Source organism: Streptomyces sp. ITFR-16 (genome assembly GCF_031844705.1).
Taxonomy (GTDB): domain Bacteria; phylum Actinomycetota; class Actinomycetes; order Streptomycetales; family Streptomycetaceae; genus Streptomyces.
The window spans coordinates 6,988,699-7,003,340 of sequence record NZ_CP134609.1 but is presented as its reverse complement, the minus strand read 5'-3'; the positions used below and the strand labels follow the sequence as shown (position 1 = coordinate 7,003,340).

17 protein-coding genes, 1 pseudogene and 1 riboswitch are annotated in these 14,642 nt (G+C 72.4%); of the genes and pseudogenes, 10 read left to right on the top strand and 8 right to left on the bottom strand.

Going from position 1 to position 14,642, the window contains the following annotated elements:
* Nucleotides 1-16: 16 nt before the first annotated feature.
* The 4 genes from RLT58_RS31210 to RLT58_RS31195 form a co-directional block, all read right to left on the bottom strand.
* Nucleotides 17-1,738 (bottom strand): urease subunit alpha, encoded by a 1,722-nt coding sequence (locus RLT58_RS31210; protein ID WP_311313695.1) that lies wholly within the window; start codon nucleotides 1,736-1,738, stop codon nucleotides 17-19.
* Entirely contained in the window at nucleotides 1,731-2,042 is a 312-nt protein-coding gene (locus RLT58_RS31205; RefSeq protein WP_311313694.1) for an urease subunit beta, read from the bottom strand. Before RLT58_RS31205 ends, RLT58_RS31210 begins: the two co-directional genes overlap by 8 nt.
* Nucleotides 2,043-2,055: 13 nt before the next feature.
* Nucleotides 2,056-2,358, bottom strand: coding sequence for an urease subunit gamma (locus RLT58_RS31200; RefSeq protein ID WP_311313693.1), 303 nt, complete (start codon nucleotides 2,356-2,358; stop codon nucleotides 2,056-2,058).
* A 138-nt stretch (nucleotides 2,359-2,496) separates the two neighbouring features.
* Entirely contained in the window at nucleotides 2,497-3,126 is a 630-nt protein-coding gene (locus RLT58_RS31195; protein WP_311313692.1) for a TetR/AcrR family transcriptional regulator, read from the bottom strand.
* 105 nt (nucleotides 3,127-3,231) lie between these two features.
* On the opposite strand from RLT58_RS31195, the gene RLT58_RS31190 reads away from it, so the two are divergent.
* Nucleotides 3,232-4,224 carry an ABC transporter permease gene (locus tag RLT58_RS31190; protein WP_311313691.1) on the top strand — a complete coding sequence of 331 codons (993 nt, stop codon included), beginning with the start codon at nucleotides 3,232-3,234 and terminating at the stop codon, nucleotides 4,222-4,224.
* Nucleotides 4,225-4,330: 106 nt separating this feature from the next.
* On the opposite strand, the gene RLT58_RS31185 is transcribed toward RLT58_RS31190, so the two are convergent.
* Complete coding sequence (locus tag RLT58_RS31185) at nucleotides 4,331-4,615, bottom strand: type II toxin-antitoxin system Phd/YefM family antitoxin (RefSeq protein ID WP_311313690.1); 285 nt, start codon at nucleotides 4,613-4,615, stop codon at nucleotides 4,331-4,333.
* Nucleotides 4,616-4,710: 95 nt separating this feature from the next.
* Here RLT58_RS31185 and RLT58_RS31180 point away from each other — a divergent pair, with 95 nt between their 5' ends.
* The 3 genes from RLT58_RS31180 (at nucleotide 4,711) to RLT58_RS31170 (ending at nucleotide 6,637) form a co-directional block, all read left to right on the top strand.
* Nucleotides 4,711-5,343, top strand: coding sequence for an ATP-dependent Clp protease proteolytic subunit (locus tag RLT58_RS31180; RefSeq protein WP_311313689.1), 633 nt, complete (start codon nucleotides 4,711-4,713; stop codon nucleotides 5,341-5,343).
* Between the two features lie 7 nt (nucleotides 5,344-5,350).
* A complete protein-coding gene (locus tag RLT58_RS31175; protein WP_311313688.1) occupies nucleotides 5,351-5,659 on the top strand; it encodes a hypothetical protein in 309 nt (102 codons plus the stop codon).
* Nucleotides 5,660-5,964: 305 nt separating this feature from the next.
* Nucleotides 5,965-6,160, top strand: a riboswitch (cyclic di-AMP (ydaO/yuaA leader).
* 3 nt (nucleotides 6,161-6,163) lie between these two features.
* Complete coding sequence (locus RLT58_RS31170) at nucleotides 6,164-6,637, top strand: C40 family peptidase (RefSeq protein WP_311313687.1); 474 nt, start codon at nucleotides 6,164-6,166, stop codon at nucleotides 6,635-6,637.
* 9 nt (nucleotides 6,638-6,646) lie between these two features.
* Here the strand turns inward: RLT58_RS31170 and RLT58_RS31165 are convergent, their stop codons facing one another.
* Complete coding sequence (locus RLT58_RS31165; protein WP_311313686.1) at nucleotides 6,647-7,288, bottom strand: LysE family translocator; 642 nt, start codon at nucleotides 7,286-7,288, stop codon at nucleotides 6,647-6,649.
* Between the two features lie 72 nt (nucleotides 7,289-7,360).
* Between RLT58_RS31165 and RLT58_RS31160 the strand changes: the two are divergent.
* Nucleotides 7,361-8,280 (top strand): annotated as a pseudogene (locus RLT58_RS31160) (LysR family transcriptional regulator).
* Nucleotides 8,281-8,302: 22 nt separating this feature from the next.
* Here RLT58_RS31160 and RLT58_RS31155 read toward each other — a convergent pair.
* Nucleotides 8,303-8,734, bottom strand: a complete 432-nt coding sequence (locus tag RLT58_RS31155) for an ATP-binding protein (RefSeq protein WP_311313685.1) — start codon at nucleotides 8,732-8,734, stop codon at nucleotides 8,303-8,305.
* A 206-nt stretch (nucleotides 8,735-8,940) separates the two neighbouring features.
* Between RLT58_RS31155 and RLT58_RS31150 the strand changes: the two genes are divergently transcribed.
* Both RLT58_RS31150 and RLT58_RS31145 read left to right on the top strand, forming a co-directional pair.
* Nucleotides 8,941-9,801: a helix-turn-helix domain-containing protein gene (locus RLT58_RS31150; RefSeq protein ID WP_311313684.1), complete on the top strand. Its 861-nt coding sequence runs from the start codon at nucleotides 8,941-8,943 to the stop codon at nucleotides 9,799-9,801.
* A gap of 25 nt (nucleotides 9,802-9,826) precedes the next feature.
* Nucleotides 9,827-10,033 (top strand): DUF397 domain-containing protein, encoded by a 207-nt coding sequence (locus tag RLT58_RS31145; RefSeq protein WP_311313683.1) that lies wholly within the window; start codon nucleotides 9,827-9,829, stop codon nucleotides 10,031-10,033.
* 22 nt (nucleotides 10,034-10,055) lie between these two features.
* On the opposite strand, the gene RLT58_RS31140 is transcribed toward RLT58_RS31145, so the two are convergent.
* Nucleotides 10,056-11,198 carry an 8-amino-7-oxononanoate synthase gene (locus tag RLT58_RS31140; RefSeq protein WP_311313682.1) on the bottom strand — a complete coding sequence of 381 codons (1,143 nt, stop codon included), beginning with the start codon at nucleotides 11,196-11,198 and terminating at the stop codon, nucleotides 10,056-10,058.
* 142 nt (nucleotides 11,199-11,340) lie between these two features.
* Here RLT58_RS31140 and bioB point away from each other — a divergent pair, with 142 nt between their 5' ends.
* Genes bioB through bioD form a run of 3 tightly spaced genes read left to right on the top strand, consistent with a single transcriptional unit; the run spans nucleotide 11,341 to nucleotide 14,507 of the window.
* On the top strand, nucleotides 11,341-12,519 hold the full coding sequence (bioB, locus tag RLT58_RS31135; protein WP_311313681.1) for a biotin synthase BioB: 1,179 nt from the start codon (nucleotides 11,341-11,343) through the stop codon (nucleotides 12,517-12,519).
* The gene (locus tag RLT58_RS31130; RefSeq protein ID WP_311313680.1) at nucleotides 12,512-13,816 is read left to right on the top strand and encodes an adenosylmethionine--8-amino-7-oxononanoate transaminase; all 1,305 of its coding nucleotides are present in this window, start codon (nucleotides 12,512-12,514) and stop codon (nucleotides 13,814-13,816) included. The genes bioB and RLT58_RS31130 overlap by 8 nt, the downstream gene beginning before the upstream one ends.
* A 1-nt stretch (nucleotide 13,817) precedes the next feature.
* A complete protein-coding gene (gene bioD, locus RLT58_RS31125) occupies nucleotides 13,818-14,507 on the top strand; it encodes a dethiobiotin synthase (RefSeq protein WP_311313679.1) in 690 nt (229 codons plus the stop codon).
* Nucleotides 14,508-14,642 lie beyond the last annotated feature (135 nt).

The following is a 14,642-nucleotide window of genomic DNA, read 5'->3' as shown; positions in this document are numbered from 1 at the left end:
GGGGTCGATGCCGTCATCAGAACAGGAAGTAGCGCTGGGCCATGGGGAGTTCGGCTGCGGGTGCCGGTTCGACCGGGTCACCGTCGATCGTCACGGCGAAGCTGTCGGGGTCCACCTGGACCCGTGGCAGCGCGTCGTTCTCCCGCATGTCGGCCTTGGTGACACCCCGGGTGCTGGTGATGGGCACGAACCCCTTGCCCAGGCCCAGCCGCTCGGGGAGCCCGTCCTCGACCGCCGCCCGGGAGACGAAGTTGAACGAGTTCGCGGCCGGGGCGCGGCCGACCGCTCCGAACATCGGCCGGGGCAGGACGGGCTGGGGGGTGGGGATGGAGGCGTTGGCGTCGCCCATCTGCGCGTACGCGATCTGGCCGCCCTTGATGACGGTCTGCGGCTTGACCCCGAAGAACGCCGGGTCCCACAGCACGAGGTCGGCGAGTTTGCCGCTCTCGACCGAGCCGATCTCCTGGTCGAGGCCCTGCGCCACCGCCGGGTTGATGGTGTATTTGGCGACATAGCGACGGACCCGGTGGTTGTCGGCGCGCCCGTCGCCGGGCAGTGCGCCGCGCCGCTTCTTCATCACGTGCGCGGTCTGCCAGGTGCGCAGGACGACCTCTCCGATGCGGCCCATCGCCTGGGAGTCGGACGAGATGATCGAGATGGCGCCGAGGTCGTGGAGGATGTCCTCGGCCGCGATGGTCGAGGGCCGGATGCGCGATTCGGCGAACGCGAGGTCCTCCGGCACGGCCGGGTTCAGGTGGTGGCAGACCATCAGCATGTCGAGGTGTTCCTCGATAGTGTTGACGGTGTGCGGCCGGGTCGGGTTGGTGGAGCTGGGCAGGACGTACGGCTCCGAGACGACGCTGATGATGTCGGGCGCGTGCCCGCCGCCGGCGCCCTCGGTGTGGTACGCGTGGATGGAGCGGCCGGCGATGGCGGCGAGGGTGTCGGCGACGAACCCGGCCTCGTTGAGCGTGTCGGTGTGGATGGCGAGCTGGGCGCCCGTCTCCTCGCAGACCCCCAGGCAGGCGTCGATGACGGCGGGCGTGGCCCCCCAGTCCTCGTGGATCTTGAACCCCAGTGCGCCCGCCCGCAGTTGGGAGTGCATGGCGTCCCGGGACATCGTGTTGCCCTTGCCGAGCAGACCGATGTTCACGGGGTACGCGTCCAGCGCCGCGAACATCCTGGCGAGGTGCCAGGGGCCGGGGGTGATGGTGGTGGCCTTGGTCCCCTCGGCCGGTCCGGTGCCGCCGCCGACGAGGGTGGTGATGCCGCTGGAGAGCGCCTGGTCGACGAGGGTCGGCGAGATGAAGTGCACATGGGCGTCGATGGCGCCCGCGGTGAGGAACTTCCCGTTCCCCGCGATGATCTCGGTCTCGGGGCCGATGACCAGGTCCGGGTGGACGCCGTCCATGGTGTCCGGGTTCCCGGCCTTCCCGATGCCGGTGATCCGGCCGTCGCGGATGCCGACGTCCGCCTTGACGACGCCCCAGTGGTCGATGACGACGGCACCCGTGATGACCGTGTCGGGGGCGCCTTCGGCACGGGTGGTCCGGGACTGCCCCATGGACTCCCGGATTACCTTGCCGCCGCCGAACACCGCCTCGTCACCGGCGAGTCCGGGACCGCCGCAGCGGTCCTCCTCGATCTCGACGAGCAGCGCGGTGTCCGCGAGGCGGATGCGGTCGCCGGTGGTGGGGCCGAACAGGTCGGCGTACACGGCGCGGTGGAGCTCAGCCATCGAGGGGGCCTCCGGTCTCGCCGCGCAGACCCGGGACGACGCGCCGTCCGGCCAGCGGGACGAGTTCGATGTCGACGGGTACGCCGGGCTCGAAGCGCACGGCGGTGCCCGCGGCGATGTTCAGCCGCAGTCCGCGGGCGGCGGCCCGGTCGAACGAGAGGCCGGGGTTGGCCTCGGCGAAGTGGTAGTGCGAACCGACCTGGACCGGCCGGTCGGCGGCGTTGAGGACGGTGAGGCGGGTGACGGGCCGGCCGGCGTTGAGCGGCACGGGCCCGTCCGCGTAGAGGATCTCTCCCGGGATCATCGCGGTGCCCCCGTCAGACGATCGGGTCGTGGACGGTGACGAGCTTGGTGCCGTCCGGGAAGGTCGCCTCGACCTGCACGTCGTGGATCATCTCGGCTATGCCGTCCATGACGTCGTCGCGGGTGAGCACCTTGCGTCCGGACGCCATCAGTTCGGCGACCGTGCGGCCGTCACGTGCCCCCTCCAGCAGATGCGAGGTGATGAGGGCGACCGCTTCGGGGTGGTTGAGCCGCAGTCCGCGCGCACGGCGCTTCTGCGCCACGTCCGCGGCTACATGGACGAGCAGTCGTTCCTGCTCGTGCGGGGTCAGTTGCACGGGTCCACCTCACAGTCGTCCGCCCAGTACCTGCCCTGAGCGCAGCGAGACACTAGCCGCCTTCAACAGATCGTTGAATGACGAACCGGCACCCCACGGCGAGGTATTGCACGTTAGAGCCGAAGTTTTTCCGGCGCGTTAACTGACGCTTGGCAGATCCATGGACATCAGCCCGCGCAGACCGTCCTCCAGCACCTCGGGCCCGGCGTCACCGAAGATGGCGATCTGGACGATGTATCCCTGGGCGATGGCGATCAGGGTGCGGGCGACATGGTCGTCCGGCACATCGGCGCGCAGCACACCGTTCGCGCGGTAGACCCCGACCAGCTCGCCCCAGGCGGCGCGGAGGCCCGCGTAGGCCTCGGCGAGCGTGGCCGCCAGCCGTTCGCTGCGCAGGGTCTCGGCCCACACCTGCATGATCAGCCCGGCGTAGGCCCGGCGGTCCAGCCCCCGCCCCCCGTCCGCCCCGGCACCGAACAGGGTGCGCACGACCCGCCCGATCAGGACATCGGGGGTGGGTGCGGGGCTGACGCGGGCGGCCCGCTCGAACGCCTCACGGACACCGCCGACCGCCTCCCCCGCGATGGCGGCGATCAGGTCCTCCTTGCCGGTGAAGTAGCGGTAGACGGCGCCCGCCGACAGACCGACCTCCTTCAGCACGTCCTGCATGGACGTGCCGTGGAAGCCGTCACGGGCGAAGCAGCGCGCGGCGCCGTCGAGGATCTGCCGGCGGCGGGCGTCGAGGTGCTCCTGGGATACACGGGCCATGGAGCCAATCTAAAACGAACATTCATTCTTGACAACAACCGACCCCCACGGGACAGTGTCGACACGTAGAACGAACAATCATTCTTTTTGAATCGAGGCCTGCGCATGTCCGCCACCCCGAATCGCCGCCTGGTGGGGGTCGTCCTGCTGGTGCCCCTGGTGGTGACCCTGGCCCTGTGGGCCTTCGCCTGGCCCGCCGCCCGCAGCGCCCCGCGCGATCTGCCGGTCGGGATCACCGGCGCAGCCCCGGCCGCGGACCGGCTCCAGGAGCAGCTGGAAAAGCGCGACGGCGCGTTCGAGATCCACCGCTACGGCTCCGAGTCCGCCGCCCGGTCGGCGATCGAGGACCGGGCCGTATACGGCGCGGTGGTCCTGACCCCGAAGGGTCCCGAGCTGCTGACCGCGTCCGCCGCCGGCCCCGCGGTCGCCCAGCTGCTGCACGACGTGGTGACCGCCGGGGCGCCCGAGGGCACCGCCGTTCCCGTCACGGACGTGGTGGCGGCGCCCGCCGCCGATCCGCGCGGCAGTGTGCTGGGCGCGAGCATCCTGCCGCTCGCCATCGCGGGGGTGGCCGCCGGTTCGGCCGTGACCCTGCTGAGGCTGCGCGGCGCGCGGGCGGCCGTGGCGCTGCTCGGCGTGGCCGCCTTGGTGGGGGTCATCGCCACCGCGCTCACCGACAGCTGGCTGGGCGTCCTCACCGGCGACTGGTGGGGGGAGGCCGGAGCCCTCGGGCTGACCGTGCTCGCCATCGGCGCGACGGTGGCGGGGCTCGCCGCACTGGCCGGGCCTCCCGGCATCGGCATCGGCGCCCTGCTGATGGTGCTGGTGGGCAATCCGTTCTCGGGCGTCACCAGCGCCCCCGAGCTGCTGCCCCGGCCGATCGGAATGATCGGCAGGCTGCTGCCGCCGGGCGCGGGCGGTTCACTGCTGCGGTCGGTCGCGTTCTTCGACGGAAGGGCGGTGGGCGGCCCGGTCCTCGTCCTCACCGCCTGGGCCGTGCTCGGGCTGGCCGCCGTGCTCATCGGCGGCCGCCGCAGGCCCCCGGCCCGGACGCCCGCCGGGACCACCACGGAGCGGCAGCCGGCACCGGCCGTCTGACCTGCCCGCACGGGCCGAATCCGGGGCGCCGCGCCCCGAAGCCGTACCGCAGCAGCCGTGGGCCCCTGCCGTCGCCGACAGGGGCCCACGGCGTTTCACCGGCCGGTCAGTTCCCCGGCCCCTGCTGTCCCCGGTGCTCCGCCGCGATCCCGAAGCGGCGGCGTTCGCCCGCAGCGGATGCGGCGGAGCCGATCGAGGAGACCGAGCTGATCACCTGCTCCCGCTCCGCCGCCTCCTCGGATTCGAGTCGTTCCAGGTCAGCGGCCGACACCAGGGCGACGAGCGGCTTGCCGTGCCGCGTCACGACCACTCTTTCGCCGCCGTAGACGACTCGGTTGATCAGTTCGGCGAGCTCAGCCCGGGCTTGCGTCACCGGAATCTCGTAGGCCATGCTCCCCATCATAACCGTCTGTACGTCCTGTACATTTTTTACAGACAGGCACGTGGGTGCCCCGGCCCCGCGCGCCCGGAGGAGAGGTTCTCGCCATGCTTCGTCCCGCCGCCCGTCACGTACTGCCGGAATTCACCGAGCGCACCGCTCAGGGGACCCGCACGCTCGACCCGTACTCCAAGCTCCTCGGCGAGCGGATCGTCTTCCTCGGCACGCCCGTCGACGACACCGCGGCCAACGATCTGATCGCGCAGTTCATGTACCTGGAGCACGACGCGCCCGACCGGCCCGTCTCGCTGTACATCAACTCGCCGGGCGGCTCGTTCGGCGCCATGACCGCCGTCTACGACACGATGTCCTTCCTCTCCTGCGAGGTGGAGACCTTCTGTCTCGGCCAGGCCGGCGGCGACGCGGCCGTGCTGCTCGCGGCGGGCGCCCCCGGGCGGCGGCACGCCCTGCCCGGGGCCCGGGTGGTGGTACAGCAGCCCGAACTGCGGGAGCCCGTCCAGGGACAGCCGTCCGATCTGGAGATCGAGGCGCGGGAGCTGGCCCGGATGCGCGAGACGCTGACCGGCATCCTCGCCCGGCACACGGGACGCTCCGCCGGACAGGTCACCGCGGACACCGAACGCGACCTCGTCCTGGACGCCGAAGGCGCCCTCGCATACGGGCTGGTCGACCACATCGTGCGCGACCGCGTCCCCTCGCCACCGCCGGCCGGGCGGTGAACCCGGCATGCAGCCGCCGGAGTTCACACCGCTGCCCGCCCTGACCCGGGCCGAGGCCGAGTTCATCGACCGCTATCTGCAAGTCGTCGACCAGCTCGGCAGGATCAATCCGGCGCGCGGCGACGACACCTACGGCGCCCTGCGCGCCGCCCAGGCCCTGGCCTCGCACGCGGTCGCACTGCGGGACGCGCTCGCCCTGATGCACCGGCGGGGCGAATCACGCATCCACACCGCGACGTTGACCCGGGCCCTGCGCGCACTGGACGGCGAGCGGCGGGCGGCGCGGATCACCGTGCCGCCCGACCCACCGAGTTGATCGACTTCCGCGTACCGACACGCCCGGCGCGGGTATCGATTTTTCTCGCTCGTTCGGCGTAGGCATTCCCTCGCGCGAGGGACAACTCAACTTGCGCTTCCGGAATGAACGATGGGCGAAATCTCCCGTTACGTCGCTGGTACGGCCCGGGGCGGTGCGCGCCGCCAGTTCCCCGAAAGGACACCTGTCCACCCGAACAGGTCAGTCGTGACGAGCCTCACATATGGTCGTTTCACCTCGGAAATCCGGCACTCGGTGAGTCAAGATCCCTGGGACGACAAGCCCCCGCCACCGCGGCGGGGCGGTCCGGGCGGACGCCGAGTCCTGCCGCCGTCCGGATGCCTGGTCGACAGGAGTGGATCGGCAGGAGTGGAGGACCCGAGCACTACGGGCCGACCGTGACCGCGGTCGACCCTCGGGGTGAAGCCGCTGCAGCGGCCGGGCAACTTCGCCAGCCCGAACCCGACAGGTCATCCTTCACAGGCGGCTGACGAAGGGTTGCGCATGTCTGCGCAGGTTCATGTCCCGTCTCTGCTCGCCCGGGCCACCACGGCCTCGGTCATGACTCTCGCCGCCGTCGGCGGCACGTTGTTCGTCCCCGGTGCGGTCACCGACGCCCAGGCGGCCACCCATTCGATGAAGGCCCTCAACATCGCCGCGTCGAAGAAGGGTGCGCCCTACCGGTGGGGTGCCACCGGCCCCAGCCGCTTCGACTGTTCGGGCCTCACGCTCTACTCGTTCAAGAAGGCGGGCAAGACGCTCCCGCGCACGGCCCAGCAGCAGTACAACAAGACCCGCCACATCTCCGCCTCCAAGCGGCAGCGCGGCGACCTGGTCTTCTTCCACTCGGGCAGGAGCGTCTACCACGTGGGGATCTACGCCGGCAGCGGGAAGATCTGGCACTCGCCGAAGACCGGCGCCGTGGTCCGCCTGGAGAAGATCTGGACGAAGAGCGTCTACTACGGCCGGGTGTCCTGACGCCCCGCGTCAGTGCACCAGGGGGCCGGTCACCAGCACCAGTCCCAGCGCGGTGAGTGCCGCGCCGCTGCCGCCCTCGATCGCCCGGGCAGTCCGCGGCCGGCGCAGCCACCGGCCCAGGCGGTCCACCAGGAGCGCCACGGCCGGGAACCAGATGAGCGCCAGCACCACGACGATCGCGGCCAGCAGCAGCGTCCTGGGCAGCGGGGCGGCCCCTGCCGGGACGAACTGCGGAAGGAGGCTGAGGAAGAGCACGGGCGCCTTGGGGTTCAGCGCGTTGGTGAGGAAGCCCTGCCGCAGCGCGCGCCGGGTTCCCGGCGCGGCCTGCCCGCCGTCCCCGGCCTCCTCGGCCGGTGCCCGTCCGGAGCGGCGCCGGGCCGCGAGGAGGGCACTGATGCCCAGGTAGAGCACGTACGCCCCGCCCAGGAGCTGGACGGTGCGGAAGAGGACCGGTACGGCCACGAGTACGGCGGCCAGCCCGGCGACGGCGAGTGCGGTGTGCACGAGCAGGCCGCCGGCGACACCGAGGGCGGCGGCCACCCCCGCCGCGCGCGAGGCGAGGGCGTTGCGTACGACGACGGTGAAGTCCGCGCCCGGGAGCGCGACCATGGCGGCGGCGACCCCGACGAAGGCGGTCAGTTGTGCGTCCATGGCTCCACCCTGGACCAGCGGAGCCTTTAGCATGTACTTCCGATCTCCTGGGTCTGCCCAAAGGAATGCTTAATGTACGACCCGACACGGCTCGCCGCGCTGGTGGCGGTGGCCGAGGCCGGTTCCATCACCCGGGCCGCCGCCCGGCTCGGCTACACCGCCCCCGCGCTCTCCCAGCAGCTCGCCAAGCTGGAGCGGGAGGCGGGTGCGGCGCTGCTGGTGCGGCATCACCGGGGGGCCCGGCTGACGGCGGCCGGCGAGCTGCTGGCGGGCCGCGCCCGGCGGGTCCTGGACGAGATGGACCAGGCCCGGCACGAGCTGGCGCGGCTCGCCGGGCTCTCCGGCGGGCGGCTGCGGGTCGGCACCTTCACCACCGCCGGCATCCATCTGCTGCCCCCGGTCCTCAGCGCCTTCCGCCGGGCGCACCCGGATGTGGAGCTGGTGGTCACCGACTACGAGCCGCCGGACGGGGTGACGGCGGTCGCGGCCGGCGAGATCGACCTCGCCCTGACGCACGCCTACGAGCCGGCGGCCCCGACGCCCCTGCCCTCCGGGGTCCACGCCGAACCGCTGCTGGTCGAGGAACTGGTGCTGGTCACGGCCGTCGGGCAGGTCCTGGCCGACGGCAGCGGCAGGCTGCCGGTGACGGAACTCGCGGGCAGGCCGCTCATCAGCAGCGCGCCCACGCATCCGCCGCGCCGCGGGGTGGAGAGCGCGCTGGCCGAGGCAGGGGCGCTGCCGGCGGTGGTCTGCGAGTCGCGCCGGGCTATGCGCTGGTGTGCGCGCTGGTCAGCGCGGGGATCGGGATGGCGGTGGTGCCGGAGATGGTCGCCGCGATGTCGCCTGCGCCGCTGTCCGTGCGCCGGCTGGAACCGGGGACGTTCCGCCGGACGATCTCGGTGGTGCATCGCGGTGAAGGGACGAGTGCGGCGGCGGCGACCCTGCGCTCGCTGCTGCGCAGTGGGTTCGGACGGGCGGCCGCGACGCCGTGACCGGGGCGGGCGACCGGCCCGCTCAGTGCTGGACGGGGGTGCGCCACGGCAGGGCGATCCAGACGGTCTTACCGCCGTCGGCCGTGGGGGTGACGGTCAGCCGGCCGCCGTACTCCTTGGCCAGCGAGCGGATGATCACCATGCCCCGGCCGTTGTCCTGCTGGACCGCGGCGGGCAGCCGCTGGGGCCGGCGGGGGTGACTGTCCGTCACCCCGAGACGGAACAGCTCCTCGCGCTCCAGCCGGAGGTCCACGGTGAAGGTGGGTGACTGGCCGAAGGTGTGCTGGACGGCGTTGGTCGCGAGTTCCGAGAGGATGAGCCGGATGGTGTCCGCCTCCTCCGTACCGTCGGGGAGTCCCCAGTCGGCCAGGACCCCGGCCACGTACCTGCGGGCCGCTGAGACCGAGACCGGCTCGCTCGGCAGAGTGACGCTTGCTTCTTGATGGTCTGCCATGGCGAGCCGTCCCTTTCCCACCCGGTACCGACCCAGCGAGCGGTCCGGGTTGCGCTTCGCGCCAGATTGCCACTGATGCTGCCCTCTGTGACGACGATCCGCCAAGATATGCATATATCTGTCGCTCAAAGCGGTGAACTCTGCCCCGGATGCCCCGCACCGGCGCCACACTGTCCCCTCGTGAGGGAGCGGGAGGGAGCCGTCTCATGCACCATGGCCCTGCGGTGCGACGCCGCAAGCTCGGGGAGGAACTGCGGAGTCTGCGCCATGCGTCGGGACTCACCAGCCGGGACGCCGCACGGCTGCTGGGCTGGCACCAGTCGAAGGTGAGCCGGATCGAGACCGGCGTCAGCGGAGTCCGGCCGCAGGACGTGACCCGGCTGCTGGACGCGTACGGTCTGGACGATCCGAAACTGCGGGAGGTCCTGGCCGCGCTCGCCGGTTCGGCGGGCGGCGGCGGGGCCGGCTGGTGGCACGCCTACCGGGGCCTCATCCCTCCCCAGTACCGCGACTTCATCAGCCTGGAGTCGCAGGCCCGCACCGCCCGCACGCTGGAGACCTCGGTGGTGCCGGGTCTGCTGCAGACGGCCGAATACGCCCGCGCGGTGACCCGGGCGTCCCTGGACGGGCTGCCGGCCGGACAGCTGGACTCACTCGTGGAGGTACGGCTCGCCCGGCAGGGTGTGCTGCGGAGCGATCCGCCGCTGCGGCTGAGCGCGGTGCTGGACGAGGCGGTCCTGCGAAGGGAGGTGGGCGGCCGCCGGGTGATGCGGGAGCAGCTGCGCCATCTCGCACGCGTCGCACAGCTCCCGCACGTACAGCTGCAGTTGCTGCCGTTCTCGGTCGGCGGCTATGTCAGCCTCACCAGCCCTTTCGTAATCTTCTCATTTCCGACCGCTTCTGATCTTGACGTGGTCGTTCTTGACCATTTGACGAGTAGCCTCTACCTGGAGCGGAAAGAAGACCTCGAGGCGTACAGCTCGGCCTTCCGCACCTTGCAGACCCACGCGCTGTCGCCGGAGCACTCGTTGGAACTGATCGCCGCACTCGACCGCGGCGGTCGGTGACCCCGGACTGCCCGAGGGGGGCGTCATGTCGGATTGCCTCGCACAGCACGCGTTACGGTGGCGGCGCAGCAGCCGCAGCACGGGAATGAACAACTGTGTGGAGACCGCGGTGTTCGGCGGCCGTCAGCTGGCCGTGCGCGACTCGAAGGACGTGTCCAGGCCACCGCTCCGGTTCTCCGCCGCGGCCTGGACGTCCTTCGTCTCCGGTCTGAACGGCGGTTCCGTCCACTGACGGCCCCGGCGGGCCGGACCGGTCAGGAGGCCGGTGCGGTCCGCCGTACGATCCCCACCGCGCGCGCGATCTGCTCGTCCGTCAGGTCGGCGCGGGCGGTGAGCCGCAGCCGGGAGATGCCGTCCGGGACCGACGGCGGGCGGAAGCACCCGACCGCCATCCCGGCCGTACGGCAGTCCGCCGCCCAGCCGACCGCCGCGTCGGCCGAGGGCGCGCGCACCGAGACCACGGCCGCGTCGGGCCGGACGGCGGTGAGACCGGCGTCGGTCAGCCCCTCGTACAGCGCGGTGGCGACGGTACGGGCCCGGGCCGCGCGCGCGGGCTCGCGGCGCAGCAGCCGCAGCGCGCCCAGCGCCGCGCCGACGGCGGCCGGCGCCAGTCCGGTGTCGAAGATGAACGTGCGCGCGGCGTTGACCAGGTGGTCGATGACCCGGGCCGGGCCGAGGACCGCCCCGCCCTGGCTGCCCAGGGACTTGGAGAGGGTGAGCGTGGCGACGACGCCATCGGTGCCCGCGAGTCCGGCGGCCGCGAGCGCGCCGCGTCCGCCCTCCCCGAGCACCCCGAGTCCGTGCGCGTCGTCGACGAGGAGTGCGGCGTTCTCCGTACGGCAGACCTCCGCCAGGACGGCGAGCGGCGCGGCGTCGCCGTCCACCGAGAAGACCGAGTCGGTGACGGCCAGCGCCCTGCCCCGGTGGACCCGGAGGGTCTTGCGCACCGACTCGGGGTCGGCGTGCGGGACGACCGCGGTCTCGGCGCGGGAGAGCCGGCAGCCGTCGACGATGGAGGCGTGGTTGCCGGCGTCCGAGACGATCAGGGAGCCCCGGCCGGTGAGCGCGGTGAGGGCCGCGAGATTGGCGGCGTAGCCCGAGGAGAACACGAGGGCCGCCTCGAATCCGCAGAACTCCGCGAGTTCGTCTTCGAGCTCGGCATGAAGGGCGGTGGAACCGGTCACGAGACGGGATCCAGTCGCTCCCCCGCCCCAGCGGCGCGCGGCGCGGGCGGCGCTCCCGGTCACGTCCGGGTGGCGGGTCAGGCCGAGGTAGTCGTTGCTCGCGAGGTCCAGCAGCTCCGACTCGGCCTCCCGGGGCCGCAACCTGCGAAGGAGCCCGGCGTCGGCGCGGCGGCGCGCCTCGTCGTCGATCCAGTCGAACGGGGTGAAGGACATGGCCGGTCCCTTTTGTAGGCAGCTCACAGACCCTAACCGGGGTCGCAACCAGGCATGGTGTGGCAATGCACACACCCTCTGCGAGCTCTGTTGTCCGGTTCCTCCTTGGCTCGGGGCGGTGCCGTGCGTCAGGATCATCGCCATGGACCTCCTGAACACGCTGGTGGACAAGGGGCTGCGGCGTGAGCTGCCGACCCGTGAAGAAGCGCTCGCCGTACTGGCGACCCCGGACGACGAACTGCTCGACGTGGTGGCCGCGGCCGGAAAGGTGCGCCGTCAGTGGTTCGGGCGGCGGGTGAAGCTGAACTATCTGGTCAATCTGAAGTCCGGGCTCTGCCCCGAGGACTGCTCGTACTGTTCGCAGCGGCTCGGCTCCAAGGCCGAGATCCTCAAGTACACCTGGCTGAAGCCGGACGAGGCGTCGAAGGCCGCCGCCGCGGGCGTGGCCGGGGGCGCCAAGCGCGTCTGTCTGGTGGCCAGCGGCCGCGGCCCGACCGACCGGGACGTCGACCGGGTGTCGCAGACCATCGAGGCCATCAAGGAGCAGAACGAGGGTGTCGAGGTGTGCGCCTGCCTCGGTCTGCTCTCCGACGGGCAGGCCGACCGGCTGCGGTCGGCGGGCGCCGACGCGTACAACCACAACCTCAACACGTCCGAGGGGACGTACGGGGACATCACGACCACCCACACCTACGCGGACCGGGTGGAGACGGTGCACCAGGCGCAGGCGGCGGGGCTCTCCGCGTGCTCCGGGCTGATCGCCGGGATGGGCGAGAGCGACGCCGACCTGGTCGATGTGGTCTTCGCGCTGCGCGAGCTCGACCCGGACTCGGTTCCGGTCAACTTCCTCATCCCGTTCGAGGGGACCCCGCTCGCCAAGGAGTGGAACCTGACGCCGCAGCGCTGCCTGCGGATCCTGGCGATGGTGCGGTTCGTCTGCCCGGACGTGGAGGTTCGGCTCGCGGGCGGGCGCGAGGTGCATCTGCGCTCGATGCAGCCGCTGGCCCTTCACCTGGTCAACTCGATCTTCCTGGGCGACTATCTGACCAGTGAGGGCCAGGCGGGCCAGGCGGACCTGGACATGATCGCGGACGCCGGGTTCGAGGTCGAGGGCGCCGGGACGACGACGCTCCCCCGCCACCGTGCCGAGGCGGGCGGCGGCTGCGGTTCCCACTCCGGCGGCTGCGAGCCCTGCGGCGACGGCCCCGCGGCCGAGGCGGCGCCCGCCGCCGCGCAGGACGCCGAGGTGCCGGGGGCCCGCACGGATCTGGTGGCGGTCCGCCGCCGCGGCGCGGGGACGGATCTCGCACCCAATGCCTGAGCCGCGCTCCCCCGCCGGGCTCCGGGCCCTGGACCGGGCGCACGTCTGGCATCCGTACGGCCCCATGCCGGGCCGGCAGGAGCCGCTGGTCGTGGCGTCCGCGTCCGGGGTCCGGCTCAGGCTCGCCGAACCCGCCCACGGGCAGAGCGAGTTGGTCGACGGCATGTCGTCGTGGTGGTCGGCCGTGCACGGCTACAACCACCCGGTGCTGAACGAGGCGGCCCGCGACCAGCTGGACCGGATGAGCCATGTGATGTTCGGCGGGCTCACCCATGAGCCCGCCGTGCGGCTGGCGGCCCGGCTGGTCGAGATCACTCCGGAGCCGTTGCAGCACGTCTTCCTCGCCGACTCGGGCTCCGTGTCGGTCGAGGTCGCCGTGAAGATGTGCCTGCAGTACTGGCGCTCGGCGGGCCGCCCGGCCAAGCAGCGGCTGCTGACCTGGCGCGGCGGGTACCACGGGGACACCTGGCAGCCGATGTCGGTGTGCGACCCCGAGGGCGGCATGCACGAGCTGTGGTCGGGTGCGCTGCCCCGGCAGGTCTTCGCCGACGAGCCGCCGGCAGGTTTCGACGCGGAGCCCGATCCGGCGTACGCGGCGCATCTGCGCGAGCTGATCGCGCACCACGCCGACGAACTGGCGGCCGTGATCGTGGAGCCGGTGGTACAGGGCGCCGGCGGGATGCGGTTCCACTCCCCCGCGTATCTGCGGGTGCTGCGCGAGGCGTGCGACGCGTCCGGTGTGCTGCTGGTGTTCGACGAGATCGCGACGGGCTTCGGACGTACGGGACAGCTCTTCGCGGCCGGGCACGCCGGGGTCTCGCCGGATGTGATGTGCGTGGGCAAGGCGCTGACCGGCGGCTATCTGACGATGGCGGCGACCCTGTGCACGAGCGAGGTGGCCGACGGGATCTCGCGCGGCGAGGTCCCGGTGCTCGCCCACGGTCCGACGTTCATGGGCAATCCGCTCGCCTCCGCCGTGGCCTGCGCCTCCATCGACCTGCTGCTCGGGCAGGACTGGGAGCAGGAGGTCAAGCGGATCGGTGCCGGTCTGCGCGAGGGGCTGGCGGCGGCGGAGGGTCTGCCGGGCGTCCGGGACGTCCGGGTGCTGGGCGCCATCGGAGTCGTGCAGCTCGATCACGACGTGGACATGGAGGCGGCGACCCGGGCGGCGGTGCGCGAGGGCGTGTGGCTGCGGCCGTTCCGCGACCTCGTCTACACGATGCCGCCGTATGTGACGGGTGACGACGATGTGGCGCGGATCTGCCGTGCCGTGTGCGCGGCGGCTCGGGAGGGCTGAGATGGGCGTTCTGGTGGTGACCGGCACCGGCACGGAGATCGGCAAGACGATCGTGACGGCGGCCGTGGCGGCGGCCTCTGCGGGCCGCCGGGTGGCGGTGCTCAAACCGGCCCAGACGGGTCTGGAGCCGGGTGAGCCGGGAGACGCAGCCGAGGTGGCGCGGCTGGCGGGCGGCCATGTGACGGCCGTCGAACTGGCCCGCTTCCCGGAGCCGTTGGCGCCCGCGACGGCAGCCCGCCGGGCCGGGATGACGCCCGTGCGTCCGTACGAGATCGCCGAGGCGGCCGGGAAGCTGGCGGCGGAACACGATCTGGTGCTCGTCGAGGGCGCCGGCGGGCTGCTCGTACGGTTCGACGACGAGGGGGCGACGCTGGCGGACGCCGCACGGCTGCTGGCGGCGCCGGTCCTGGTGGTCGCCCCCGCAGGGCTGGGCACGCTCAACTCCACGGCACTGACTGCGGAGGCCCTGCGCGCCCGGGGGCTCGACTGCCTCGGAGTGGTGATCGGCAGCATGCCCGCCGACCCCGGTCTTGCGGCACGCTGCAATGTGACGGATCTGCCGGTGGCCGCAGGTGCGCCGCTGCTGGGCGCGGTCCCGGAGGGCGCGGGAGCGCTCGCTCCGGCTGACTTCCGTGCCCGGGCGGGGAGTTGGCTGGCCGAGTCGCTGGGCGGGCACCGGCCGCTGGGGTGAGGCGCCCGGCGGTGCCCGTGGGATGCCCGCCGCCACCCGGCTGAGCGGCCCGGAACGGGGCAGAATCAAAGGAGCCGAACCTTTCCGGCCGCGGGCCGCGCGGGGCGTACGCCGCCGCGGGCGCGGGCCGGTCCC